Below are 24,010 nucleotides of genomic sequence, written 5' to 3'. Positions count from 1 at the left end.
CGCTTCAGCGGCTTACTGGAACACCGCATCGGGATTGTCGAGGCTGTCGGAGCCCTCGAGCTCAACCTTGCCGAGATCGAGCGACGCTACGACGCGCTCGATCGTCTTGGTCTGGTCGATCAGGCCATCGATCGCTTTCTGGACGACGGCGTTCCCGTCGGCATTGTTCTCGCCGATCATCTGGTCATAGGCCTCGACCTTCTGGGCACGGTCGGCCATCGCGTTCATGGCCGCAAGCGTCGCGTCCAGCTTGCCCTTCATCTCGTTGTCCAGCGCCTTGTCCTTGGCCAAGACGAGGTCCGAAAGCGAAGCACCGGTCATCTTGGTGCCGTCGATGCGGGTATATTCTCCCGTATAGGCCGACTTGATGCCGATCGCGTCGTTCAGGTGCGAGGCATAGGTGTTGTCGGAGAAGCAGTCATGCTCTTCTTCCGGATCATGCAGCAGCAGGCCGAGCTTCATCCGTTCGCCGGCAAGCTCGCCATAGGAAAGCGAGCCCATGCCGGTCAGGATAGCGCTCAGACCCTTCTTGCCATTGGCCTCGACAGTCCTGGTAGCCTTGCCCTTGGGGCCCCACGCCACAACCATGTCCTTCAGATCGGCAACCAGCAATGCGGTTGCCGCTTTCAGGTAGGCGGCGCGACGGTCGCAATTGCCGTTGGTGCATTCGGTCTTGCTGTAATCCGTATAGGGGCGCGTACCGGCGCCAGGCCCGGTGCCATTGGTATCTTGGCCCCACAGCAGAAACTCGATCGCATGGTACCCGGTCGCCACATTCGCCTCGATCTCGCCGGCCTCATGCAGGCTGCGAAGGGTCTTCGTGGTGATCTTGGTCGTGTCGAGCGTCTTGCCGTTCACCTTGATCTTGGGGTTGGCAATGATGTTGGCCGTATAGAGCGCGTTCTCGTCGCTTTCGGTGCCATAGGAGGGATCGACGTAATCGATCAGGCCTTCATCCAGCGGCCAGGCATTGACCTTGCCCTCCCAGTCATCGACGGCAGAATTGCCGAAACGATAGACTTCGGTCTGCTGGTAGGGAACACGGGCCGCGATCCAGGCCGCTTTTGCTGCCTTCAGGGTTTCCTCGCTCGGATTTGCAATCAGTGCGTCGACCGCCTTTTCGAGGCTCTGCGCTGATATCAGCGAGTCCTCGAACTTGGCATGTGCCAGCTCGGAATAATGCTTGAGCACGGCGGCCGGCTTGGTTTCGGCGCGCGCTGCCGTTAATGTCGTTGATGCGGCAAGAAGCGCCACGGCGGCGCTGAAAGCGAATTTGCGGATCATGTCCCTCTCCATTGCGGCGTCGTTTAAAACGAGGCTGCCTCAATGGCTCATCGCGCAAATCTAAACTTGTGTCAAATGATCTAGTTTAGAATTCTTTCAGGGTAAATCCGCAAGACAAGTCCCGCTCAAACCTTGCGTTGCATGCGGCAGAAAAAGAATCCGTCCGTATCGGTACTTGCGGGAGACAGTGTCACCGTCGCTGCATCCTTGGCGCGAGGCTTGGCCGCGTCGTTGCCGAAAATCTTCGCCCACTGGTCGGCTGCCGGTACAATGGAGAATTCGGGGTTCTCCTCACAGAAACGGATAGCCTGCTGGTCGTTTTCTTCCGGCAGGATCGAACAGGTCACATAAAGAAGCGCGCCGCCCGGCTTCACGAAAGCGGATGCTTCGGAAAGTGCGTCCTGCTGCTGCGCAATGCGCTCGTCGAGGTTCTTCTGCGTCAGCCGCCATTTCGTGTCGGGGCGACGGCGCCACGTTCCCGTGCCGGTGCAGGGCGCATCGACCAGAACTGCGTCAAGCTTGTTCCGGAGACCTTCAAGCTGGCGTGCATCGTCGTGAACCTGAACATTGCGGGTGCCGGCCCGACGCAGGCGCTCGATGATCGGCGCCAGCCGCTTGCGGTCGGTATCGTAGGCGTGAACCTGGCCCTTGTTGTTCATCGCAGCCGACATCGCCAGCGTCTTGCCGCCGCCACCGGCGCAATAGTCCAGCATTTGATGGTTCTCGGCAGGCTGTACGAGCTCGGCCACGATCTGCGAGCCCTCGTCCTGCACCTCGAACCAGCCCTTCTGGAAGGAAAGCTCGGCGGTGATATTGGGAAGCCGGGAAGCACCTTCGCCGGCAGCGATCCGGATGCCGTTGCGGGCAATGCGCGCAGGCTTGGCACCGGCGCGGTCCAGCGCCTTGACCACCTTGTCGCGCGACGCCTTCAGCGTGTTGGCGCGCAGATCAAGCGTCGGTCGGGTGGCAAGTGCCTTTGCCTCGGCAAGCCAGTCGTCGCCGAAATTTGCTTCGAAGGAGGGTTGAACCCAGTCCGGGATGTCGCCCTGGACGTGAAGCGGCGCGTCTTCCAGCTTGCGGGAGGAAAAGGCGGCGACATGCGCTTCGGTCAAAACCGGCGGCGCGAAACGGTCGTCGGCAAAATCGGCAGTCAGGGTTTCCGGAGAATATCCCCACTGGCGAAGGAGAACCGCATAGGCCAGTGCGACGGCACTATCGTCATCCATGATGAATGCGTGGCTGAGCCGCATACGCAATGCGTCGTAGACGATGTTTCCGATTGCGGCGCGGTCGCCGGATCCGGCAAAGCGGTGCGCGAGGCCCCAGTCCTTCAGCGCGTCGGCGACGGGGCGTCTGCGTGCCTCGATATCCGCCAGTACGTCGATTGCTCCGGCTACTCGTCCGCCCAGTCGCATGTCATTCTCCGTCTCGGTTGAACCCGTGTGGGGTGGGTCGTAACCGCGAACGGTCGAAAGGGCAAGTGCAGCACGTCAGGCGTTCAAAGCTCTGGTGCCTCAGCCGTCGACGTCCTTGATGCCCTTGCCGGAGATCTTCTGGCTGGAAGCGCGGGTGTCGGCAACGATCTGGTAGCAGACCTGCGCAGTGCCCGAAGAGACCATGCCGATATCCTTGGCTGCGGCTTTCGAAACGTCGATCACCCGGCCGCGAATGAATGGGCCGCGATCGTTGATGCGCACGACGACGCTTTTGCCGTTGCGCTTGTTGGTCACGAGAACCCTGGTGCCGAATGGCAGCGAGCGATGTGCGGCGGTCAGCTTGGCGGCGTTCATCCGCTCGCCGGAAGCGGTCTTCGATGAAAGAGCATACCAGGATGCATGGCCGCATCCGGGCGCAGCATTGGCCTGCGCAGTGCCGAGTAGTGCAAAAGCAGCAATGGCAACCGCGAGTGTCGAGCGTCGAATTGTTGTCAAGTCGGTCGTCCCCGTCCGTTTGTCCCTGCACGTCGCGTGCAGCCGGCTTAAGCGGGGCCAAAAATGGCGAAAAAGTGGGATTCGATATCACGGAGTGTTACGCACTGTAACATTCGTGATTACATTGCGATCGATGTTGTTAATGCACCCGGCTAAGCTTTTTCAGAAGAAAAGCTTTAGAATCAGTCTCCAAGCGAAACGTCATTCCGCTGGATCCCCGGGACGACTCGTGTTCACGAAAACAGGCAAAATTTTTTTCTCTTAAAGTCGGGCTGCTGTCTTATTTGGACCAGTTTTGGGGCGCCGCGCCCCAGGCATTAAGAATTTATGACCGGGATAATGGCTCAGGATGAAAATTCCCACCAATGAGTAGAGGAGATTTCATCCTCTCCAGCGGTCGGAAGACCACAATTCCGAGAGCGAAACGCGGTAATTCGGAAAGCGGAATTGGAAGCCGGCGGCCCTGATCTTCTCATTCGAGACGCGCTTGTTGGCGCCATAGAAGGACCGCGCCATCGGAGACATGTCTGCAGTGTCGAAATCCTGTTCCGGCGGCGGTTCGACGCCCATCATCCGGGCAGCCTCGACGATCACGTCCTGGGGCGGGCATGGCTCGTCGTCGGTGACATTATAGAGGCCACCCATCCGCTGGCTCCCGAGAAACAGCGAGGCGCCCCCGATATCCTCCACCCGGATCCGGTTGAACACCTGACCCTTCTTGATGATGCGTCGCGCGCTGCCGCGGGAGAGATTGACGAACGCATTGCGGCCGGGCCCGTAGATGCCGGAAAGACGCAGCACTGCGCATGGCACGCCGACACTGGTCGCCTGCTCGCTCCAGGCATCCTCCGTATCGACGCGCTCGATTGAGCGCCCAAGAATGGGGCTTCCCGGCGTCTCCTCGGTCACCCAGTCACCGCCATGGTCACCATAGACACCGACGGTCGAGAGATAGCCGATCCATTCGAGCTTCGGAAACAAGGCCGAGAGCTTGCCGTCGATCAGCTTCAGGAGCGGATCGCCTTCATGACCGGGTGGGATGGACTGAACCAGATGCGTCACCTCGGCCATCTCGCCCGGCAGCGCTCCATCGAACTCGCTGCCGTCGAAGATGAAGGGCCGAATGCCCTTTGCGCGAAGAGCCACGGCCTTCTCCTCGCTGCGAACCGTGCCGGAAACCGTAGCGCCTTCGGCCATGAAGGCCTCCGCAATCGCCTGGCCGGAATAGCCGCATCCGAAGATCATCACCCGCATCAAACCACTTCTGCCATCGTCCATTCGTCTTTAACCTCCGCATCATCCTCCGGCCCGCGCGCATCTGCAAACAAAGCGAACTCACCTTGCGACATCAGCCGCTTCAGCGCCCAGATCGCCATGCCGCGCACGGTAGGGGACGCATCCACTGATAACCTGCGACACTCATCGACGAAACCACGGTCGCCGGAATTGCCGGCAGCGATCAGCACGTTGCGCACGAACCGGTCTCGGCCGATCCGCTTCACCGGCGATCCGCTGAAGAAGGTCCGAAACGCCGGATCGTCCAGGGTGAGAAGAAACGCGATCGACGGTTCCTTGAGGTCTTCGCGCGCCTTCAGCTTCATTTCAGACGCGCTGGCCGCGAACTTGTTCCATGGGCATGCCGCTAAGCAATCGTCGCAGCCATAGATGCGGTTGCCAATCAGCGGTCGGAATTCGGGCGCTATCGGTCCCTTGTGCTCTATCGTCAGGTAAGAGATGCAGCGCCGCGCATCCAGCCGGTAGGGCGCCGGAAAGGCCGCCGTCGGGCATGCGTCGAGACAGGCGCGGCAGGAGCCGCAATAGTCCCGCTCGGCCTCGTCGAAGGCCAGATCCGCTGTGGTGAACAGACTGCCGAGAAAAAGCCAGGAACCGTGCGTGCGGCTCACGAGGTTGGTGTGCTTGCCCTGCCACCCGATACCTGCGGCTTCGCCAAGCGGCTTTTCCATCACCGGTGCCGTATCCACGAACACTTTGACATCCTCGCCGGCGCGGGCGGCAAACCGCGTGGCGATCTCCTTCAGCCGCCCTTTGATCACGTCGTGATAATCGCGGTTGCGGGCATAGACCGAAATCGCTGCCTTGTCGGGCTTCTCCAGGATGCCGCGCGGATCCTCGTCCGGCCCATAATTCATCGCGAACATGACGATCGACCGCACTTCGGACCAGAGCGCCCTAGGATCGGCACGACGCTCGCGCGTCTCCGCCATCCAGTCCATCGTGCCGTGATGCTCGTCGGCTAGAAAAGTCGTCAGCCGCTCCGGTGCCTTCGGAATGCTGTCGGGTCTTGTGATCCGACAGAGATCAAAGCCCTGGGCTGCGGCTTCCTCGCGAATGAAGGCGGTCAGCTTCTGCCGACGCCGGTCGGCCTTCTCCTTGCTCGGGTCGTGGTCCGGCTCAGAAATCAAGGTCCGCATAATGCGATACCGGAGTGAGGCCGCGGATGCGCTCGGACAGCAGCGGACGGAAGGAGGGGCGCGATTTGATCCGCTGGTACCAGTCCTTGGCGGCCGGAATCTCCGACCAGTCGATTTCGCCCAGATAATCGAGCACGGAAATCGAGGCGGCGGCAGCAAGGTCCGCATAGCTCAGGCGCTCGCCGGCCAGCCACTGGCGCGAGCCGGCAAGCCAGGCAAGATATTTCATGTGCTGGCGAATATTGGCGCGAGATGTCCGCAGCACTTTCGAATCAGGTGCACCGCCGCCCTGAGCCGCGGTCATCTGCAGCTTGTAGACCCGTTCGCGCGTCAGCGGCCGTGTCACGTCCTGCTCCATCTTGATCAGGAACCATTCCGTCAGCCGGCGTATTTCAGCGCGTTGCCACGGGTCTTCGGCAAGCAGCCGGCGGTCGCGCTTCAGCACGCCATGGGTTTCGTCGAGAAATTCCATCAGAACCGACGGACCGCACAGAACGCGCATATTGTCGTCAACATAGACAGGCAGGGTCGCCGCCGGGTTGAGCGTGAGAAACTCGCGGCGTTTCTCCCAAGGCTGCTCCTCGACAAGATCCGTCTGGAAGCCGTATTCGGCGAGGATCAGACGGACGAAGCGAGAGGAAGACGACATTTGATGATGATACAGGGTGGGCATCGATAAGAAAACTTCAGTTATAATGTATAGGAAAGCGGCTGCTTCGGGCGCCCGCCTGACATATGCCAGCTATATGGATTTGGTAGGGCCAGTACAAGCAGGGGCCACAAACCGCTAAGAAACGATTAAAAACCACCTCTATCGCATAGCAAAGGACTAAGAATGGTGGATCAGCCCATTATCAGCGCCCTCGTACTCGGTATTATCGAGGGGCTCACGGAATTTTTGCCCGTTTCATCCACCGCACATGTGCTGCTCGCCGGCCATTTTCTCGGTTTCAATTCTCCGGGGAATACGTTTGCGGTCCTGATCCAGCTCGGCGCCATACTGGCCATTCTCCTGGTCTATGCGCAAAGGCTGATCTCGATCGCCGTCTCGCTGCCGACCAGTGTCCAGTCGCGCCGTTTCGTTTTGACCATCCTGGCGGGTTTTCTCCCGGCCGCCGTGATCGGCGCGATCGCGCATGATTTCATCAAGACGGTCCTGTTCGAAACGCCGATGTTGATCTGCGTCATGCTGATCGTCGGTGGCTTTATCCTGCTTGCCGTCGATCGCATGAAGTTCGAGCCGAAATACCATGACGTGATGGACTATCCACTGTCGCTGGCGATCAAGATCGGCTTCTGTCAGTGCCTCGCGATGATCCCAGGTACGTCGCGCTCCGGCGCCACCATCGTCGGCGCGCTTCTGCTTGGCGCGGACAAGCGTTCGGCCGCGGAGTTCTCGTTCTTCCTCGCGATGCCGACAATGGTCGGCGCCTTCACGCTCGATCTCGTCAAGAACCGTGCGCTGCTCTCCTTCGACGACAGCGCCGTGATCGTGGTCGGCTTTCTGGCAGCCTTCGTGACGGCAGTGTTTGTCGTGCGCTCGCTTCTCAATTTCATATCGAGCCGCGGCTACGCGCCTTTCGCCTACTGGCGTATCGCAGTCGGCGCCATCGGCCTCACAGCGCTGCTGCTCGGGGCCTGATGGCCCGAAGCTGAAAACAGAAAAGGCGGCCACCGGCCGCCTTTGTCATATGGGTCGTTCAATCACTGCTTCAGTAACGGATGGATGCAGTGCTGCAGGGATCGACGCCATAAGCAGGCGCGCAATCGAGCTTGCCGGCGGCTCCGGTTTCAGGAGCCATGAACGATCCTGCGAGGATCACAAGTGCTGCACATACGAAAAAGAGGGCGATGGGTTTGCCCATGCAAATGCGCCTTTCAGAAGGGAAATATCTGTGTGTGGGTCTACGGGCCGTGTGGCTGATATTCAATAAACGTTTTTGCTAAACTGCCCGTTAACGCAAGACGGCCAATAACTGCGACCTTTGCGCCACAGAGCTTTCGGCACCTGCGCCCAAAAAAAACGACGCGCCCCGGAGAGCACGTCGTCAAGGATCCGGTAAGGATCTAGGATACTGAAATCAGGCGGCCTTGCCGGAGCCCGTGTACTGGCCCTGCGGCCGGTAACGCACGAGGTAGGACGCAAGAACGGAGGTAGCCAGCGTCGGCGTGATGCCTATACCGGCAAGCGTGCGGCCTTCTTTTTCCGCAGCGTCCGAAACCACATTGTCCCGTTTCAGGAGTTCCACCTGGTCCGCCGTGATCGGCGGGGTGATCAGGGGCACCATCGAGGCAACGCTGCCGATCATGGAGGCCACGCCGAAAGGCAGCGAGAGAAGCGGTTTCTTCCGGGCGGTCACACGCATAACCGTTTCCATGCAGTCGCGCATCGTCATCACTTCGCCGCCACCCAGCTCGTAGATCTTGCCGGACGGAATGGAGCCGTCGACGGAGCGTCCCACGGTTTCCGCCACGTCTTCCACGAAGACCGGCTGCAGTTTCGTATGGCCACCACCAATCAGCGGTAGGAACGGGAACGTCCGCGCCATCGAGGCAAACCGGTTGAAGAAACTGTCGTCGGCACCGAAAACCACCGAAGGACGCAGGATCACCGCATCCGGAAGTGCGGCCTGGATCGTCGCTTCGGCGCGGCCCTTGCTGCGGGCATAGCTCGAAGCGGAATTGACATCGGCACCGATGGCCGAAACATGGGTCAGCTTCGCGCCGGCAGCCTTGACGGCTTCGACCAGCGTCTTCACGCCGATATCCTGCACGCCGTCGAACGTGTTGCGGCCGCTTTCAAACAGGATGCCGATGCAGTTGACCACATGCGCGGAGCCTTCGACGGCTCGCAGCACGGAATCGCGATAGCGCAGGTTCGCCTGCACCAGCGAGATCTGGCCGACATAGCCGGCGGGCAGAAGGAAGCCGGCGAGATCCGGGCGTCGCACCGCGACGCGAACACGGTAGCCGCGCTTGGCAAGCGTGCGCACCACCTGTCGGCCGACGAAGCCGGATCCCCCGAAGACGGTGACGAGAGGCGGTAGATTGTTGATGGTCATGATAAGCTCCGGGAGCCTGAAGAAGGGACGACGCAATATGGAATGCTGTTTAGCCGAATCGGGGCGACGGTGGAAGTGTTTCCGCAGCCGGTTGTCGCTGTCAGCGAGCGATATCAGACACCCTCGACCACAACCATTTCGGCATCGGCCGCTTCCTGGCGGATTTTTGCAGCGATCTGGTATGCCGGCGAGTTGTAGCAATCGACTGCAGCCTGCATCGACGGGAACTCGATCACCACATTGCGACCACGGGCTGTGCCCTCCAGTTCGGTCATCGCGCCGCCACGTGCAAGGAAATTGGCGCCGTATTCCTCAAACGCCGGTTTTGCCGCAGCGACGTAGTCCTTGTATCGCTCGGCGTCGCGAACATCGACCCGAGCAATCCAGTAACCTTTTGCCATAATAACCTCTCCTCGATTGGGCATATTCGATTCGAGCAAATCTGGCGGGGAGTCAACATGATAAAGACCGGACCACGCGGCCGGATTGAAGCGCGCAACGCCTATTGGGCGCTCCCTTATCTCGTGCCGTTCATGCTTCTTGGCGCGCCTACGGCAAGCGCGGCATCCTGCAGCGCCGATACGCTGGAACAGCTCCGCTCGCCCGCCGAAGCGGCCACGCGCCCGATCGAAATCGATTGCGATCTCACCCTTCAGAAGAATGCCGTCATCACCGTGCCGATCGCGTTTTCCGGCAGTAGAGCATCCGGCGCGACGCTGGATTGCAACGGCGCGACGCTTGATGGCACCAAGCCCAAGGCCCGCACGATCGTGATCCGTTCGGTTCAACGCAAGGACGGCAGCTGGGATACGCCCCGCGACATCCATATCCGCAACTGCACAATCAAGGGTGATATCCGCATCGAAGGCGTCGGTCACAACGGAGAGGCCGAGAAGGTCAGGGAATCCTCACTCACGCCGGGCCACACACAGCGAGCGCAGTCGATTGCGCCAAGCGATATCGTGCTGTCACAAAACCGCTTCATCGCCAATGTCGGCACGCCGGTCTATCTCGCGCCCGGCGTTACCAATGTCAGTGTCGAAAACTCGCGCTTCACCGGCAAGACGGTCTCGGCGGTGATCTATCTGGATGCGGAATCGGCCAGAAACCGCGTCATCGGCAACACGTTTGAAACATCAGCCAGCCAGCGCGAGATCATCGCCATAGATGGGTCTGCGGAAAATCTCATCGAGAAAAACACGTTCGTGAACCCGGTCAAGGGCGGCGTATTTCTGTACCGCAATTGCGGCGAGGGCGGCACGATCCGCCACCAGGCGCCACAGCGCAACGTCATCTCCGGCAACAGCTTCCGATACAAGGACTGGCTTGCCATGCCGGCGGTCTGGCTCGGCAGCCGGCAAGGTGTGCGCAAATATTGCATGACACGGCCAACGGCGTCGTTTGGCAGCGGAGCCAGCCCGCTCGACTACGCGCAGAACAACCGGGTCACCGGCAACCGCCTGTCGGGCGGCGTCGCCACCTTCGTCCTCAACAGCGACATGAACAATGTCGTCTCGGACAACCGCTGATCCGGCGCTGATCCGATCAGGCGTCGTTTGCAGGCCAGAGCGCTTCGCGCATCTCCGCAAGGATTGCCTGCGCTGCCGCCTTCGGATCGGCCGCCTGGACGATAGGGCGGGCAACGACGAGATGGCTGGAGCCTGACTTCAGCGCATCGAAGGGTGTCACGACACGCTTTTGGTCGCCGGCATCGGAGCCGGTCGGCCGGATGCCGGGGGTAACGACCGCCATGTCGGCTCCGACGATCGCCCGGACGGCAGCTGACTCCTCGGCCGAGCAGACGATGCCGCCCATACCGGCCGCACGCGCCTGTTCGGCGCGGCGTGCCACCAGCTCGCCCGGCGTCTGCGCATAACCGGCTTCGATCATATCGGCCGCATCCATCGAGGTCAGCACGGTAACGCCGAGCAGGCAGAGATCGGAGCCCTTTGCTGCTTCGACCGCGGCGCGCATTGCCTTCGGATAGGCATGCAGCGTCAACATGGTCATGCCCATCTTGGCGATGTTCTCGACAGCTTTGGCGACCGTGTTGTCGATATCGAGCAGTTTCATGTCGAGAAAGATCTGCTTGCCATCCTCTGCAAGCTCGCGGGCAAACTCCAACCCACCGGCAAAGGCCAGCTGGTAGCCGATCTTGTAGAAGGAAACGGTGTCGCCAAGCGTTGCCACCATCTTTTCCGCTTCGGACACAGTCGGGATATCAAGGCCCACGATCAGCCTGTCACGCGCTTGCATGTCTGTCAGTCTCCCTTCCATGTTTCGATCGGGGTCCAGTCGCATGTGACGGCGCGATCCGCAAGGGTGAAGCGGAACAGATTGCCACCGCCACCCGGCTGATCTTCCGTGCGGGATATGGCCGATCGTTTCAGGTGACATTTCAGGAGCGTGCCGACGCCGCCATGACCGACAAAGGCGATCGGCACCGCGGGATCGTGGCCCGCCAGAATGGATTCGACCAAAGACACGATCCGCGCCTGCGCATCTGCGGCGCGCTCCCAGCCTTTGAAGCTCTCGGTCGGGTTGGCGAAAAACCAGTCGGCTGCCGCCTCGAAATCAGGCGGCGCCAGAAAGCCTGTCGCCGAGCGATCGTTCTCGTGCAGTTCCCCGATGATTTCCGTCTTGAGACCGACGGCCGCAGCCAGGATGTCGGCGGTCTCGATTGCCTTTGTCTCGTCGCTCGAGACGATGCGCCCGAGCTTGGATACCCAGCCGGATGTCGCCGCCTGTTCGGCGCGCAGGCGACCCGTGTCGGACAGGCCCCATTGCGGCACCGGCACGTTGGGGTCGATCCGGACCTGCGGATGCGTGATGTAAATCCCAAATGTCATGTCGGAGAAGGTCCGGACGCTAAGCTCGCGTATATGTCCATAGCTGCGCCGGCGGAATGTTGCGCACCACGAAGTCATAGTGCTTGATCTTGTAGCGCTCTGGCTTGGCGATAATAGGCGAAACCGGGCTGTAGGTGATCTGCATCACCGGGCGTCCCGGCGGGACGCGGTCGAGAAGATCTTCCAGAAGTTCGATGCGGCGTTCCATCGGAAAGCTCAGCATCGGAATGGCGCAGATCACGCAGTCGAATTTCTGGTGTTTCAACGTGTCGAGCGTGCGATCCAGATCGAACGCGTCGCCATTGATGAAATGCACGCCTTCGAATGTCTTCATCAGATGCTGGTAGAAATCGGTCGAATACTCGATCGAAACAAGGTTCTGAGGCTCGATGCCGGTTTTCAGGATCGCCTTGGTGATGACGCCGGTGCCTGGTCCGAGCTCGAGAACCGGCAGGCCAGAACTTGTGTCGATGATGCTCGCCATCCGCTTGGCAGTGACTGAGGATGTGGGGATGATGGCTCCGACCTGTTTTGGACCGTCGATCCATCCCTTGAAGAAACGGATCTCCTCGTCAAACTTCCGGCCAAGCCGTTCCTTCAAACGCAGTTCCATCAGGTCGTCCCCTCCAGTTTCAGCCAATGTGAACCGATTTGCCGCAAAAACAAGATGAAATGTCGCAGGCGGAATACGGCACAAAAAAGGCGGCTGGGTTTTCCGAGCCGCCTTGTCGAATGTTATACGCGCATCGGCATCAGCACATAGAGCGCATCGTCGCCCGCCGTATCGCGCACCAGCGTCGGTGACCCCGCATCCGCCAGCATGAAGATCGCGTCGTCGCCGGAAAGCTGCGCGGTGATATCGAGCAGGTATTTGGCGTTGAAGCCGATTTCCATCGCATCGTACTCGTAGCCGACGGCCACTTCTTCCGTGGCGCTGCCGGAATCCGGGTTGTTGACCGTCAGCATCAGCTGTCCCTCGGACAGCGACAGCTTCACGGCACGGCCGCGCTCGGAAGAGATCGTCGAGACGCGGTCCACGGCCTTGGTGAAGCTCTGGCAGTCGACGCGCATTTCCTTGTCGTTGCCGGTCGGGATGACGCGCTGGTAATCCGGGAATGTGCCGTCGATCAGCTTCGAGGTCATGACGATGCCGCCGATCGAAAGGCGGATCTTGGCGTCCGAGACTTCCACCGTCACGAAGGCTTCCGGATCATCGACCAGCTTCTGCAGCTCACCCACGGTCTTGCGCGGCACGATGATGCCGGGCATGCCTTCCGAGCCCGAGGGCGCCTTGAGGTCTGCGCGAGCAAGACGATGGCCGTCGGTTGCAACGGCGCGCAGCTTCAGGTCGCCGCCGGCCTCGATCGTGTGAAAGAAGATGCCGTTCAGATAATAGCGGGTCTCTTCTGTCGAGATCGCAAACTGGGTGCGGTCGATCAGCATCTTGAGATCGGTCGCCTTCATCTTGAACGTATGGCTGAAGCTGCCGGCCGTCAGATCCGGGAAATCCGTTTCCGGCAGGCACTGCAGCGAAAATTTCGAACGGCCGGACTGCACGGTCATGGTCGCGCCGTCGGCGCTGGTGGCGAGCAGCACTTCAGATCCGTCCGGCAGCTTGCGGACGATTTCATAAAGCAGATGCGCCGGCACGGTCGTGGCGCCGGCCTGTTCCACCATGGCCGGTGTCGATTCCGTCACTTCCAGATCAAGGTCCGTCGCCTTCATGTCCAGGCTCGCGTCGGACGCGCGCAGCAAGATGTTGGACAGGATCGGAATCGTGTTGCGTCGTTCCACGACGCGGTGCACGTGATTCAGCGACTTCAAGAGATTGGAGCGCTCAAGAGTAATACGCATGGACACTATCGCTTTCGACCGTGGCGATCCGGCTGGGCGGACCACCTGATATTCTCTGCCGGCCATTGCGCAGCCGGAACATGTGGACCGGCAAAATGGCAGACATTCGGATGCGAAAGCAAGAGCAGAACCGTCCCCGCGCCATTTGAATTGCTTGTTCATACCGCACTTGCACACAGAAAACGCAACGCGGCGAAACCGGACGCGCAAAACATCGCCGGCCTCTGCTTGCCGAAGACTGCGGCCTCGACCATAACAGGCGATGACCCTCGACCAATCCTCAGAGCAATCCACCGAAACCGCTGCCGAACCCGTCAAGGGACAGCGCGGTTATCGCGTCGGCAACACGTTCATCGCTTCCCGCCCCATCGAGCCGGCGCTCTATCTCGTCGCCACCCCGATCGGCAATCTCGGCGATATCACGCTGCGCGCGCTCGAAACCCTGTCCGGCGCCGATGTGCTGGCCTGCGAAGACACCCGTGTTACCCGTGTGCTGCTCGATCGTTACGGCATCGTCAATCGCCCTTATTCCTACCACGAGCACAATGCCAACGAAGCCGGGCCGAAGCTGATTGCGGCACTCGAAGCTGGCAAGTCTGTGGCGCTGGTCTCCGATGCCGGCACGCCGCTGGTCTCGGATCCCGGCTATCGCCTCGGCCAGATGGCGATCGATGCCGGCTACCGTGTCGTGCCGATCCCCGGCGCGTCCGCCCCGCTTGCGGCCCTCGTCGGTTCCGGCATGCCGTCGGATGCTTTCCTGTTCGTCGGGTTCCTGTCTTCCAAGGACAAGGCCCGCCGCGACCGGCTTGCGGAGCTTTCAAAGATCCCGGCAACGCTGATCCTGTTTGAATCTCCCCATCGCATCGCCCACACGCTTGTCTCCGCAGCGGATGTGCTCGGCGGCAGCCGGCTTGCCTGCGTCTGCCGGGAACTCACCAAGACCTACGAGGAGTTTCGCCGGGGCACACTGGCAGAGCTTGCCGCGCATTACGGTGACGGCCACAACGTCAAAGGCGAGATCGTCCTTCTGATCGAACCCCCAGCACCTGAAGAGGCGCCGGGCGAGGTGGAGGTCGATGCCATCCTCCAGGACCTTTCCAAAACGCATCCGACGGCAAAGGCTGCGACTGAGGCGGCGCGGATCACCGGCCTGCCGCGCAAGGATCTCTATCAGCGTTTGATTGCCATGAAGAACGGAACCTGATGGATCGCGATGGCACAACGGGATGAGATCGGCGCCAGACGCCGCAAGGCAGAGCGCCGCGGCCATGTCTCGGAATATGTCGCTGCTGCCTATCTCCTGCTGAAAGGCTATCGCATCCTCGCCCTTCGCCACCGCACGAAACTGGGCGAGATCGATCTCATCGCCCGCAAGCGCGATCTCGTGGTCTTTGTCGAGGTGAAGGCTAGACGATCCGAGATGCAGGCGCTCGACGCCGTCTCCTTCGCATCTCAGAAACGGATCCGGGCCGCGAGCGATCTCTGGCTGCAGAAACGCAAGGACGTATCCGGGTTATCGCAGCGATACGACATCATCGCCGTCTTGCCGGGAAGGTTTCCGCGCCATTTCCAGGATGCGTTCTAGGCCTCTGGCAGCGCAGGCCCCATCGTCGGTCCTGCTGATTATCCGGGCCAAGGTTGCCTTTCGGGGTTCGTCGTCCTACATCAGGCGGGCCAATCCTAGGGGGCTGAAGTCATGGCGAAAATTCGCAAGGTCGCATTTCAGATGGACCACATTTCCGGCATCAACATTGCCGGCGATTCCACATTCGCCATGGCGCTCGAAGCGCAATCGCGCGGTTACGAGCTGTTCCACTATACGCCCGACCGCCTGACGATGCGCGACGGACGCATCTTTGCAGCTCTCGAGCCGCTGCAGGTGCGCGACATCAAGGGCGATCACTTTACCCTTGGGGAAAAGCAGCCGACCGATCTGTCGACGATGGATGTCGTGCAGCTTCGCCAGGATCCGCCCTTCGACATGGGCTACATTACATCCACCCATCTTCTGGAGCGCATCCATCCGAAGACGCTCGTGGTCAATGACCCGGCCTGGGTGCGCAACTCGCCGGAAAAGATCTTCGTTACCGAGTTCGCCGACCTGATGCCGCCGACACTGATCTCCCGCGACCCGGCGGAGATCGCCAAGTTCCGCCATGAGCTCGGCGACATCATCCTGAAGCCGCTTTACGGCAATGGCGGTGCCGGCGTGTTTCATTCCGCCCGCGATGATCGCAACTTTACCTCGCTTCTGGAAATGTTCGGCCAGATGTATCGCGGCGAGCCCTATATCGCGCAGGCCTACCTTCCTGCAGTGCGCAAGGGCGACAAACGCATTCTTCTCGTTGACGGCGAACCGGTCGGCGCGATCAACCGCGTGCCCTCGGAAACCGACAGCCGCTCCAACATGCATGTCGGCGGCCGTGCCGAGGCGACCGATATCACGCCGCGCGAAAAGGAAATCTGCGCCCGTATCGGGCCGGCTCTGCGCGAGCGCGGCTTCATCTTTGTCGGCATCGACGTGATCGGCGATTACATGACCGAGATCAACGTCACATCTCCGACGGGCATCCGCGAAGTGAAGAAGTTCGGCGGTGCTGACGTCGCGAGCCTCATGTGGGATGCAATCGACGCCAAGCAGAACTGATAACCGTTCACATCTGTTCTCGTTATGCAACCTGATGCACGCTGTCTTCGTCTCATGCGCGAAATTGTTCACTGCCTGTTCTTGAAATTCGCCAGCAATCGTGCAAGCTTTCAACCTGTAGCACGGTAGGCGGGAATATCCCCACCTTAGCTTGCGCATGTGGGCGGGTCGGAATGGTCGCGCGTATCAGAACGGTAGCATTTCAGGGCATTGAAGGCATTCCGGTCGATGTGCAGGTCATGATCGGCCCTGGCAAGCTCGGCATGCATATCGTCGGGCTGCCGGACAAGGCAGTGGCCGAAAGCCGCGAGCGGGTGCAGGCAGCCTTGCACGCCTCCGGCCTCGCCATGCCGCCCAAGAAGGTCACGGTCAATCTCGCCCCGGCGGACCTGCCCAAGGAAGGCAGCCATTTCGACCTCGCGATCGCCGTCGGCCTGATGGCGGCGCTCGGTGCCGTGCCCGCCGATATGCTCGCCGATTATGTCGTGATCGGCGAATTGAATCTCGATGGAACGCTTGCCGCCGTCGCCGGTGCGCTTCCGGCGGCCATCAGCGCCAATGCGATCGGAAAAGGCTTGATCTGCCCAGCCGAAAGCGGCGCCGAGGCGGCATGGGCTGGACCCGGCGTCGATATTCTCGCCCCCCGCAGCCTGATCGCGCTCGCCAATCATTTTCGCGGCACGCAGGTCATGTCGCGGCCGCAGCCGGCGGTCCGTGCACCGCCCGCCAATCTGCCTGACCTTGTCGATATCAAGGGCCAGGAAAGCGCCAAACGCGCGCTCGAAGTCGCGGCTGCCGGCGGCCATAACCTCTTGATGGTCGGTCCGCCCGGTTCGGGAAAATCGATGCTCGCCGCCCGCCTTCCGTCGATCTTGCCGCCGCTATCGGCCACCGAACTGCTCGAAGTCTCGATGATCCACTCCATCGCCGGCCAGCTTTCGGGCGGAAAGCTGTCGGATCGGCGGCCCTATCGCATGCCTCACCATTCCGCCACGATGGCGGCACTGGTCGGCGGCGGTCTGCGCGCGAGGCCCGGAGAAGCCTCACTCGCGCATCACGGCATCCTCTTTCTCGACGAGTTTCCGGAATTCTCGCCCCAGGTTCTCGATGCGCTTCGCCAGCCGCTGGAGACAGGCGAATGTGTCATCGCCCGGGCCAATCACCGGGTGTCCTATCCGGCCAGCATCCAGCTCGTTGCCGCCATGAACCCGTGCCGTTGCGGTATGGCGGGCCAACCGGGGCATAGCTGCGCCCGAGGTCCGCGCTGCGCTTCGGATTATCAGGCGCGTATCTCCGGCCCGCTCATGGACCGCATCGACATCCGCATCGATGTCCCGGCCGTCTCCGCAAGCGATCTAATCCGCCCGGCGCCGGCAGAGCCGAGTGCCGGCGTGGCAAGGCGGGTTGCGGCCGCACGCGACAGGCAGAGAGAGCGTTTTGAAGGCGAGGGCCAGTACACGGTTCTCACCAACGCGCGCTGTTCCACCGCCATGATCGAGAAGTTCGCCGAGCTCGATGCGGGAGGGCTGCAATTGTTGCGCGACGCGGCGGAAAAGCTGAAATTCTCCGCCCGCGGCTATCATCGGGTCTTGCGGGTGGCGCGGACGCTGGCCGATCTCGACGAGAAGGATGGTATCGGGAGAATACACCTTGCCGAGGCGATCTCGTATCGGATGGCCGGGGAGCGCCCCACTGTATCAGCCTGATTTCCCGAGGTCGGCGTCACGGGATTGCGACGGAGTTCAGACGCCGGTGGATCCGAACCCGCCGGCGCCGCGTGCCGTGGCACTTGCCTCGGTCACTTCGACGATCCGCGCCTGGGTCACGGGCGCGATCACCATCTGTGCGATCCGCATGCCGCGGGTAATAGCGAAGTCCTCGTCGCCCAGATTGATCAGCAAAACCTTCACTTCACCGCGGTAGTCACTGTCGATCGTGCCGGGGGTGTTGAGGCAGGTGATGCCGTTCTTGAACGCAAGCCCTGAACGCGGGCGGATCTGCACCTCGAACCCGGCGGGGATCTCGAACACGAGACCGGTCGGCACCAGGGCGCGCTTGCCGGGTGCGATGGTCAGCGGCTCGCCATCGGTCACGGCGGCACGCAGGTCCATCCCGGCAGCGCCCGATGTCTCGTAGGCGGGCAGATCCAGATCCTGGCCATGGGGCAGACGCAGGACATTGAGGACGGGTGAGGCGGGGGCTTGAATGATCATTGCCCATTACTTTGCGCCGCAGCGCGGCAGGTCAATTGCAATGGCGGGCTTTAGTCGCTAGATACCGCGGCAATTCACAGGATATAAAAGATGGCCGAAACCATTGCAGAGGCGGTCTCCCGCCGCCGCACATTCGCGATTATTGCGCATCCGGACGCGGGCAAGACAACGCTGACGGAAAAGCTGCTTCTGTTCGGGGGCGCCATCCAGCTCGCCGGTGAGGTCAAGGCCAAGAAGGATCGCATCCAGACGCGGTCCGACTGGATGAAGATCGAACGCGAACGCGGCATCTCGGTCGTGACGTCGGTGATGACGTTCGAATATGCCGACAAGGTGTTCAACATTCTCGATACGCCCGGCCACGAAGACTTCGCGGACGATACCTATCGCACGCTGACGGCGGTGGATGCGGCGATCATGGTCATCGATGCCGCCAAGGGCATCGAACCGCGCACGCTGAAGCTGTTCGAAGTCTGCCGCATGCGCGACATTCCGATCATCACCTTCATCAACAAGATGGACCGTGAAAGCCGCGACATTTTCGAAGTGCTCGACGAGGTCGAGGAAAAGCTGGCGCTGGATACGGCCCCCATCACCTGGCCGATCGGTCGTTCCAAGAGCTTCTGCGGAACCTACCACCTGGCCGATAACCGTGTGCGCGGTCCAGACAGCGAGGACGCGATCTCGGTCAACGGACCCCAGGCCGTCGCCGACCGTCTGCCGGAAAACGAGCGTGCGGCCTTCGTCGAGGAAGTCGAACTGGCGCGGGAAGCCTGTCGCCCGTTTGACAGGAAGGCCTTTCTCGAAGGTCACCTGACGCCGGTCTTCTTCGGCTCGGCGCTGCGCAATCTCGGCGTCCGGGATCTGATCACCGCATTGGCCGATTTCGCGCCGCCGCCGCGTGACCAGGTCGCCGATATCCGCACCGTGCATGCAAGCGAAGACAAGATGACGGCCTTCGTCTTCAAGATCCAGGCCAACATGGATCCGAACCATCGCGACCGTATCGCCTTTGCGCGTATCTGCTCAGGCAAGCTGGAGCGTGGCATGAAGGCAAGGCTGGCGCGGACCGGCAAGCAGATGGGCCTCACGGCGCCGCAGTTCTTCTTCGCCTCGCAGCGTCACATCGCCGATACCGCCTTTGCCGGTGATGTCGTCGGCATCCCCAACCACGGCACGCTTCGTATCGGCGATACGCTGACGGAAGGCGAAAATCTCGTCTTCCAGGGCGTTCCGAACTTCTCGCCGGAAATCCTGCGCCGCGTGCGTCTGGAAGATGCGATGAAGGCGAAGAAGCTGAAGGAAGCCTTGCAGCAGATGGCAGAAGAAGGCGTCGTGCAGCTGTTTTCCCCGGAAGACGGATCGCCTGCCATCGTCGGCGTCGTCGGCGCGCTGCAGCTCGACGTTCTCAAAGAGCGGCTGTTGGGAGAATATACGCTGCCGGTCTCGTTCGAAATGTCCCGCTTCTCCGTCTGCCGCTGGATCTCGTCGGATCAGCCGGTGGAGCTTGAGAAGTTCCTGACCGTCAAGCGCGGCGACATCGCCCGCGATCTCGACGGCGATCCGGTCTTCCTGGCGCAGGACTCGTTTTCGCTGCGCTACGAGTCCGAACGCTTCCCCGCCATCAAGATGGTGGCCATCAAGGAATATCACGTCGCCAAGGCGGCGTGATTTCAATCCAGCGATAGCTCCGACCTGCCGCTGGTGAGGTCGGAGATCAGCCTTGAAATGACGTCCTGGTCGGCTTCCGGTATCTGGATCCGCAGCTCGGCGCCCGTATCCGTGAACACTTCCTCGGTGATCTTCACGTCCTCGATCGACTGCAGCCTGGCTTTCGTTCGTGCAAGGTCGGAAAACTCGATGCTGACGGCACCCAGCACCGACGGTTTGACTTCGATGAGCGGGGCCGCCCTCAGACAGGCGGCAGCCGTGCCGCCATAGGCGCGCACCAGACCACCGCTACCGAGCAGAATGCCGCCGAACCAGCGGATCACGATGACGACAGCCTTGTCCAGCGACTGGCCGTCCATGGCCGCAAGGATCGGCTTGCCCGCCGTCCCGCTCGGCTCGCCGTCATCGGAAAATCGATAGGCTGATCCAATCCGCCAGGCCCAGCAGTTGTGAGTGGCATCGGCAACGCTATGCCCAGCAATGGCGTCTTTCGCTTCCCCCTCGCTTACCACGGGAAGCGCGATCGCCAGAAAGCGGCTTTTCTTGATGACCTGCTCGAATGTGGCCGGCTGTTCTAGCTGAAACATGGTCTCAGCATTATCGCTGCCGCATCCCGAAGGGAAGTGTGGCGCACGCTCAACCGAAATCGACGGCCGTCGTGTTCGATCCGCAGACCAGCACGCAGACGCGCTCACCCGGATGTGGACGGTATTTGCCGGACAAGACAGCCGCAAACGCCGCCGCACCACCCGGCTCGGTCACCAGCCGCGCGCCAGACCAGAGCACCTTCTGCGCGTTCAGAATGTCCTCGTCGGTCACGAGGACCGGCGGCTCGATGAATGCCTGGGCCACCGGAAACATCAGCTGCCCGACCTGCCTTGGCGCAAGCGAGTCGGCCGCGATACCGCCGGCCGGCGCATCCACGGGACGGCCTGCCTTGAAGGCGTCGTAAAGCGTCGGCGCGCGGTCGGATTCGACGGCGACGATCTTCACCCGGCCGCGCATCCAGGATGCGATACCGCCGATCAGTCCGCCGCCGCCGACAGCCACCAGCAACGTCGTGATATGCGGCAGGTCTTCCTCGATTTCCTTGCCGAGCGTGCCTTGTCCCGCCAGCGTTTCCGCCTGGTCGAACGCATGCACGGCCATCGCCCCGGACTGCGCGACATACTTCTCGCTGGCAGCAAGCGCATCCGCATAGCGGTCGCCGCCGATCACGAGCTCTGCGCCGTAGGAGCGGATAAGATCGATCTTCGCCTTGGAGGCGACGCTTGGCACAAAGATATGCGCGGGCACACCGAGTTTGCGGGCCGCATAGGCAACCGCTGCCCCGTGATTCCCGCCGGATGCCGCAACCACACCCGCCGCCTGCACCTCGCGGCCAAGAAGATTGGTAAAGGCGCCGCGGACCTTGAACGAACCGGAATGCTGCAACTGCTCGAGCTTGAGATCGACTTGGCATGGTTCGGCCCCGAAATCCTGCATGTCTACCCGCATCGTCGGGGTGCGGCGGATATGCGGACGGATCAGGGTTTCGGCTTCGGCAATATGTTCTGCTGTGACTGCGACCGGCATGAAGACCTCGAAATGAATTGGCATCAATCCGCAGGTCGCGAAATGATGAAAAGGCAATGGGATCTATTCAGCGCATTGGCGGCGGCCGGTCAATCCGCCTCGCTCGAGGTAAGTTGAAGCCGCCCGGCATTGCGGGGCAGCTCCAGCGGATACTCAGTCCTCGATAAGGTCCTTGAGGAAGTCGTCGCACCAGCGATTGATGTCGTAGGTCAGCAGGTGGTCCATCATCATCTGCCAGCGCTGCTTGCGCTCGTCGAGCGGCATGCTGAGCCCACGCGCGATGGCATGCGCCGTTCCCTCGATGTCGTAAGGGTTGACCAGAAGCGCGCCGCGCAGCTCGCGGGCCGCTCCGGCAAAGCGTGAAAGCACCAGCACGCCCGGATCTTCCGGATCCTGCGCCGCCACATATTCCTTGGCAACAAGGTTCATCCCGTCGCGCAGCGGCGTTACCAGGCCGATCTTCGCCAGCCGGTAAAGACCGGCAAGCACCGGGCGCGGTACCGATCTGTTGATATAGCGGATCGGCACCCAGTCGACGGTGCCGATCGCCCCGTTCACGCGGCCCGCCTGTTCGGCCACCATGCGCTGCATCTGCTCATACTCCGGCACTTCCGAGCGCGATTTCGGCGTGATCTGCAGATAGGTCACCTTGTTGTGGTGATCCGGGTTGGTGGCGACAAACTGCTCGAAGGCGTCGATACGCTGCGTAATGCCCTTGGAATAATCCAGGCGGTCGACGCCGATGATGAGGTCCTTGCCCTCGACGCTCTGGCGCGCCTTGCGCACCATCGCGTTCTTTTCGGCCTTGATCGCGAATTTGGAAAAGATCTCGGTCTCGATCGAAATCGAGTAAGCGCCGCCCTTGAAGGTGCGCCCGAAGGTCGAGAACTTCTTGCCGCCGTCGATCCGCTCGCCGATCCCTTCGCGCACCAGCCCGCCGCCGAAATTGTCCAGATCGAAATCCGTCTGGAAACCGACCAGGTCATACTGCGAAAGACCGCGCATGATCTGCTCATGAACCGGCATGGTGAACAGCACGTCGGCTGGTGGCCACGGGATATGCAGGAAGAAGCCGATCTTGTTCTTGAAGCCCATCTGGCGAAGTTCGGCTGCCAGCGGGATCAGGTGGTAGTCATGCACCCAGATGATGTCGTCTTCCTTGAGAAGCGGCGCAAGCTTCTGCGCAAAGAAGCGGTTCACCCGGAAATAGCCGGCCATTTCCTTACGACCGTATTCGGCCAAGTCCATCCGGTAGTGGCAGATCGGCCAGAGCACCCGGTTGGCAAAGCCGTGGTAATATTCCTCGACGTCGGTGTCGGTGAGATCGGTTAGCGCATAGGTGATCGCGCCATGCTCCTGCATCTCGAGCGGGCCGGGTTCCTCGTTGCCGCTGGAATTGCCGGACCAACCCATCCAGATGCCGCCGCGTTCCTCAAGGGCTGCCTGCAGGGCTACGGCAAGGCCGCCGGCAGGTGCCGCACCGGTCTTGTCCGGAACGGTGACGCGGTTCGATACGACCACTAGACGGCTCACGATATTTCCTTTCGAAAATGCATTCTCAAATCAGTTCAGGCTGCGGCAAGCTTGGCGATCAACGCGCGCAGTTCGGCGGCCGATCCCAATGTTGCCGACGCGACGGTGTCTGCCGCGATATCGGAAATACGGATCGAGTGGCCGCCCAGCTTGTTGGCAACCCTGAACATCGCCTCATCAGTTACATCGTCACCGATCGCGATCGGCAACCGGCCGGCAAATGGCTCTTCGCTGAGAAAAGCCCGCAGCGCATCGCCCTTGCTGGCGCGGGCAGGGCGGATTTCCACCACCATCTTGCCCCGCTGCAGAGTGAAGTCGGATCCTGCCCGCTCGCGATAGCGTTCCATCGCCGCCTCGACTTGCCCCTTGAATGTCGGCGCCTGTCGGTAGTGGGCAGCCACGGCCAGCCCCTTGTCCTCGACAAGAACGCCCGGCCAGGCTGCTGCTTCCTCGGCAAGGCTTGCTTTCAGCGCCTCAAAGTCCGGCCCCGGCGTCACGCGCTCGATCGCGCCCGACATCGACCGCCTTTCGGCTCCGTGCAGGCCGGCGATCGGAAAAACATGCGGCTTGAACAGCTGGTCCGCATAGGGCAGTGCCCGGCCGGTCACCAGCGCCACGGCGCCGCCGAGTTTTGCGGAAAGACGGGTGAGGTTCTCGGCCAGATCGTCAGGCACGACGATGCCGTCAGGCGTCTCCGCGATGTCGATCAGCGTACCGTCGATATCGAAGAAAACTGCCCATTTCCCGGGCTGGTTCAGCACTTCGTGCAGAATGTCGGTGCCGTCAGATGTGCCGGCATGCGCGTCCGCGCTCGATTTCGTATCATCAACCATGCAGCTTCATTTAGGCTTTGAAGCCGCCGCGACAACAGGCTGAGGCAACATTGCGTTGCAAAACGTGATGGGGAAGGGGCCACAAAACTGTCATCTCGGCCGGTAATTCATGTTTCATTAACCCTA

The 24,010-nt window shown here is 61.3% G+C and carries 25 protein-coding genes; 7 read left to right on the top strand and 18 right to left on the bottom strand.

The window, feature by feature from the left end; translation table 11 throughout:
• Positions 1–12: 12 nt before the first annotated feature.
• The 6 genes from BLW69_RS17630 to BLW69_RS17605 form a co-directional block, all read right to left on the bottom strand.
• Positions 13–1,284, bottom strand: coding sequence for an imelysin family protein (locus BLW69_RS17630; RefSeq protein WP_092663820.1), 1,272 nt, complete (start codon positions 1,282–1,284; stop codon positions 13–15).
• A gap of 125 nt (positions 1,285–1,409) precedes the next feature.
• Positions 1,410–2,699: an RsmB/NOP family class I SAM-dependent RNA methyltransferase gene (locus BLW69_RS17625; protein WP_092663818.1), complete on the bottom strand. Its 1,290-nt coding sequence runs from the start codon at positions 2,697–2,699 to the stop codon at positions 1,410–1,412.
• A 99-nt stretch (positions 2,700–2,798) separates the two neighbouring features.
• A complete protein-coding gene (locus BLW69_RS17620) occupies positions 2,799–3,215 on the bottom strand; it encodes a septal ring lytic transglycosylase RlpA family protein (protein ID WP_062454067.1) in 417 nt (138 codons plus the stop codon).
• Positions 3,216–3,596: 381 nt separating this feature from the next.
• The gene (locus BLW69_RS17615) at positions 3,597–4,469 is read right to left on the bottom strand and encodes an SDR family oxidoreductase (RefSeq protein ID WP_092663816.1); all 873 of its coding nucleotides are present in this window, start codon (positions 4,467–4,469) and stop codon (positions 3,597–3,599) included.
• On the bottom strand, positions 4,469–5,635 hold the full coding sequence (gene queG, locus BLW69_RS17610) for a tRNA epoxyqueuosine(34) reductase QueG (RefSeq protein WP_210184931.1): 1,167 nt from the start codon (positions 5,633–5,635) through the stop codon (positions 4,469–4,471). Before queG ends, BLW69_RS17615 begins: the two co-directional genes overlap by 1 nt.
• Positions 5,628–6,320 (bottom strand): glutathione S-transferase family protein, encoded by a 693-nt coding sequence (locus BLW69_RS17605; protein ID WP_092664121.1) that lies wholly within the window; start codon positions 6,318–6,320, stop codon positions 5,628–5,630. The genes queG and BLW69_RS17605 overlap by 8 nt, the downstream gene beginning before the upstream one ends.
• Positions 6,321–6,482: 162 nt before the next feature.
• On the opposite strand from BLW69_RS17605, the gene BLW69_RS17600 reads away from it, so the two are divergent.
• Complete coding sequence (locus BLW69_RS17600) at positions 6,483–7,289, top strand: undecaprenyl-diphosphate phosphatase (RefSeq protein ID WP_092663812.1); 807 nt, start codon at positions 6,483–6,485, stop codon at positions 7,287–7,289.
• Positions 7,290–7,359: 70 nt separating this feature from the next.
• Here the strand turns inward: BLW69_RS17600 and BLW69_RS22935 are convergent, their stop codons facing one another.
• From BLW69_RS22935 to BLW69_RS17585, 3 genes are all read right to left on the bottom strand, one after another.
• Complete coding sequence (locus tag BLW69_RS22935; RefSeq protein ID WP_092663810.1) at positions 7,360–7,512, bottom strand: hypothetical protein; 153 nt, start codon at positions 7,510–7,512, stop codon at positions 7,360–7,362.
• 216 nt (positions 7,513–7,728) lie between these two features.
• Positions 7,729–8,709: a complex I NDUFA9 subunit family protein gene (locus tag BLW69_RS17590; protein ID WP_062454063.1), complete on the bottom strand. Its 981-nt coding sequence runs from the start codon at positions 8,707–8,709 to the stop codon at positions 7,729–7,731.
• Positions 8,710–8,822: 113 nt separating this feature from the next.
• A complete protein-coding gene (locus BLW69_RS17585; protein WP_092663808.1) occupies positions 8,823–9,110 on the bottom strand; it encodes a DUF1330 domain-containing protein in 288 nt (95 codons plus the stop codon).
• Positions 9,111–9,167: 57 nt separating this feature from the next.
• Here BLW69_RS17585 and BLW69_RS17580 point away from each other — a divergent pair, with 57 nt between their 5' ends.
• Complete coding sequence (locus BLW69_RS17580) at positions 9,168–10,238, top strand: right-handed parallel beta-helix repeat-containing protein (protein ID WP_244508876.1); 1,071 nt, start codon at positions 9,168–9,170, stop codon at positions 10,236–10,238.
• A 16-nt stretch (positions 10,239–10,254) separates the two neighbouring features.
• Here BLW69_RS17580 and pyrF read toward each other — a convergent pair whose 3' ends face one another.
• From pyrF to dnaN, 4 genes are all read right to left on the bottom strand, one after another.
• Entirely contained in the window at positions 10,255–10,965 is a 711-nt protein-coding gene (gene pyrF, locus BLW69_RS17575; RefSeq protein WP_092663806.1) for an orotidine-5'-phosphate decarboxylase, read from the bottom strand.
• A gap of 5 nt (positions 10,966–10,970) precedes the next feature.
• The gene (locus tag BLW69_RS17570; RefSeq protein WP_062454059.1) at positions 10,971–11,558 is read right to left on the bottom strand and encodes a histidine phosphatase family protein; all 588 of its coding nucleotides are present in this window, start codon (positions 11,556–11,558) and stop codon (positions 10,971–10,973) included.
• A 19-nt stretch (positions 11,559–11,577) separates the two neighbouring features.
• A complete protein-coding gene (gene pmtA / locus BLW69_RS17565; RefSeq protein ID WP_062454058.1) occupies positions 11,578–12,171 on the bottom strand; it encodes a phospholipid N-methyltransferase PmtA in 594 nt (197 codons plus the stop codon).
• Positions 12,172–12,293: 122 nt separating this feature from the next.
• Positions 12,294–13,412 carry a DNA polymerase III subunit beta gene (gene dnaN / locus BLW69_RS17560; protein WP_092663804.1) on the bottom strand — a complete coding sequence of 373 codons (1,119 nt, stop codon included), beginning with the start codon at positions 13,410–13,412 and terminating at the stop codon, positions 12,294–12,296.
• A 262-nt stretch (positions 13,413–13,674) separates the two neighbouring features.
• On the opposite strand from dnaN, the gene rsmI reads away from it, so the two are divergent.
• From rsmI to BLW69_RS17540, 4 genes are all read left to right on the top strand, one after another.
• The gene (rsmI, locus tag BLW69_RS17555) at positions 13,675–14,616 is read left to right on the top strand and encodes a 16S rRNA (cytidine(1402)-2'-O)-methyltransferase (RefSeq protein WP_092663802.1); all 942 of its coding nucleotides are present in this window, start codon (positions 13,675–13,677) and stop codon (positions 14,614–14,616) included.
• A gap of 9 nt (positions 14,617–14,625) precedes the next feature.
• A complete protein-coding gene (locus BLW69_RS17550) occupies positions 14,626–14,997 on the top strand; it encodes a YraN family protein (protein WP_062454055.1) in 372 nt (123 codons plus the stop codon).
• Positions 14,998–15,108: 111 nt separating this feature from the next.
• Positions 15,109–16,059, top strand: coding sequence for a glutathione synthase (gene gshB / locus BLW69_RS17545; protein ID WP_062578789.1), 951 nt, complete (start codon positions 15,109–15,111; stop codon positions 16,057–16,059).
• A gap of 173 nt (positions 16,060–16,232) precedes the next feature.
• On the top strand, positions 16,233–17,765 hold the full coding sequence (locus tag BLW69_RS17540; RefSeq protein WP_092663800.1) for a YifB family Mg chelatase-like AAA ATPase: 1,533 nt from the start codon (positions 16,233–16,235) through the stop codon (positions 17,763–17,765).
• Positions 17,766–17,801: 36 nt separating this feature from the next.
• Here the strand turns inward: BLW69_RS17540 and dut are convergent, their stop codons facing one another.
• A complete protein-coding gene (dut, locus tag BLW69_RS17535) occupies positions 17,802–18,272 on the bottom strand; it encodes a dUTP diphosphatase (RefSeq protein WP_062578793.1) in 471 nt (156 codons plus the stop codon).
• A gap of 90 nt (positions 18,273–18,362) precedes the next feature.
• On the opposite strand from dut, the gene BLW69_RS17530 reads away from it, so the two are divergent.
• Positions 18,363–19,943 carry a peptide chain release factor 3 gene (locus tag BLW69_RS17530; RefSeq protein WP_092663798.1) on the top strand — a complete coding sequence of 527 codons (1,581 nt, stop codon included), beginning with the start codon at positions 18,363–18,365 and terminating at the stop codon, positions 19,941–19,943.
• 2 nt (positions 19,944–19,945) lie between these two features.
• Here BLW69_RS17530 and BLW69_RS17525 read toward each other — a convergent pair whose 3' ends face one another.
• The 4 genes from BLW69_RS17525 to otsB all read right to left on the bottom strand — a co-directional run bounded on the left by BLW69_RS17525 (position 19,946) and on the right by otsB (position 23,884).
• A complete protein-coding gene (locus BLW69_RS17525) occupies positions 19,946–20,530 on the bottom strand; it encodes an IMPACT family protein (protein WP_092663796.1) in 585 nt (194 codons plus the stop codon).
• Positions 20,531–20,579: 49 nt separating this feature from the next.
• On the bottom strand, positions 20,580–21,518 hold the full coding sequence (locus BLW69_RS17520) for a threonine/serine dehydratase (protein ID WP_092664117.1): 939 nt from the start codon (positions 21,516–21,518) through the stop codon (positions 20,580–20,582).
• A 153-nt stretch (positions 21,519–21,671) separates the two neighbouring features.
• The gene (gene otsA, locus BLW69_RS17515) at positions 21,672–23,051 is read right to left on the bottom strand and encodes an alpha,alpha-trehalose-phosphate synthase (UDP-forming) (protein ID WP_062454049.1); all 1,380 of its coding nucleotides are present in this window, start codon (positions 23,049–23,051) and stop codon (positions 21,672–21,674) included.
• Between the two features lie 35 nt (positions 23,052–23,086).
• Entirely contained in the window at positions 23,087–23,884 is a 798-nt protein-coding gene (gene otsB / locus BLW69_RS17510) for a trehalose-phosphatase (protein ID WP_092663794.1), read from the bottom strand.
• Between the last annotated feature and the right edge of the window lie 126 nt (positions 23,885–24,010).

Origin of the sequence: Rhizobium sp. NFR12, assembly GCF_900108545.1 — a bacterium.
GTDB classification, from domain to species: domain Bacteria; phylum Pseudomonadota; class Alphaproteobacteria; order Rhizobiales; family Rhizobiaceae; genus Neorhizobium; species Neorhizobium soli.
The sequence above is the reverse complement of the archived record's forward strand: the minus strand, read 5'-3'. Positions and strand labels throughout refer to the sequence as shown.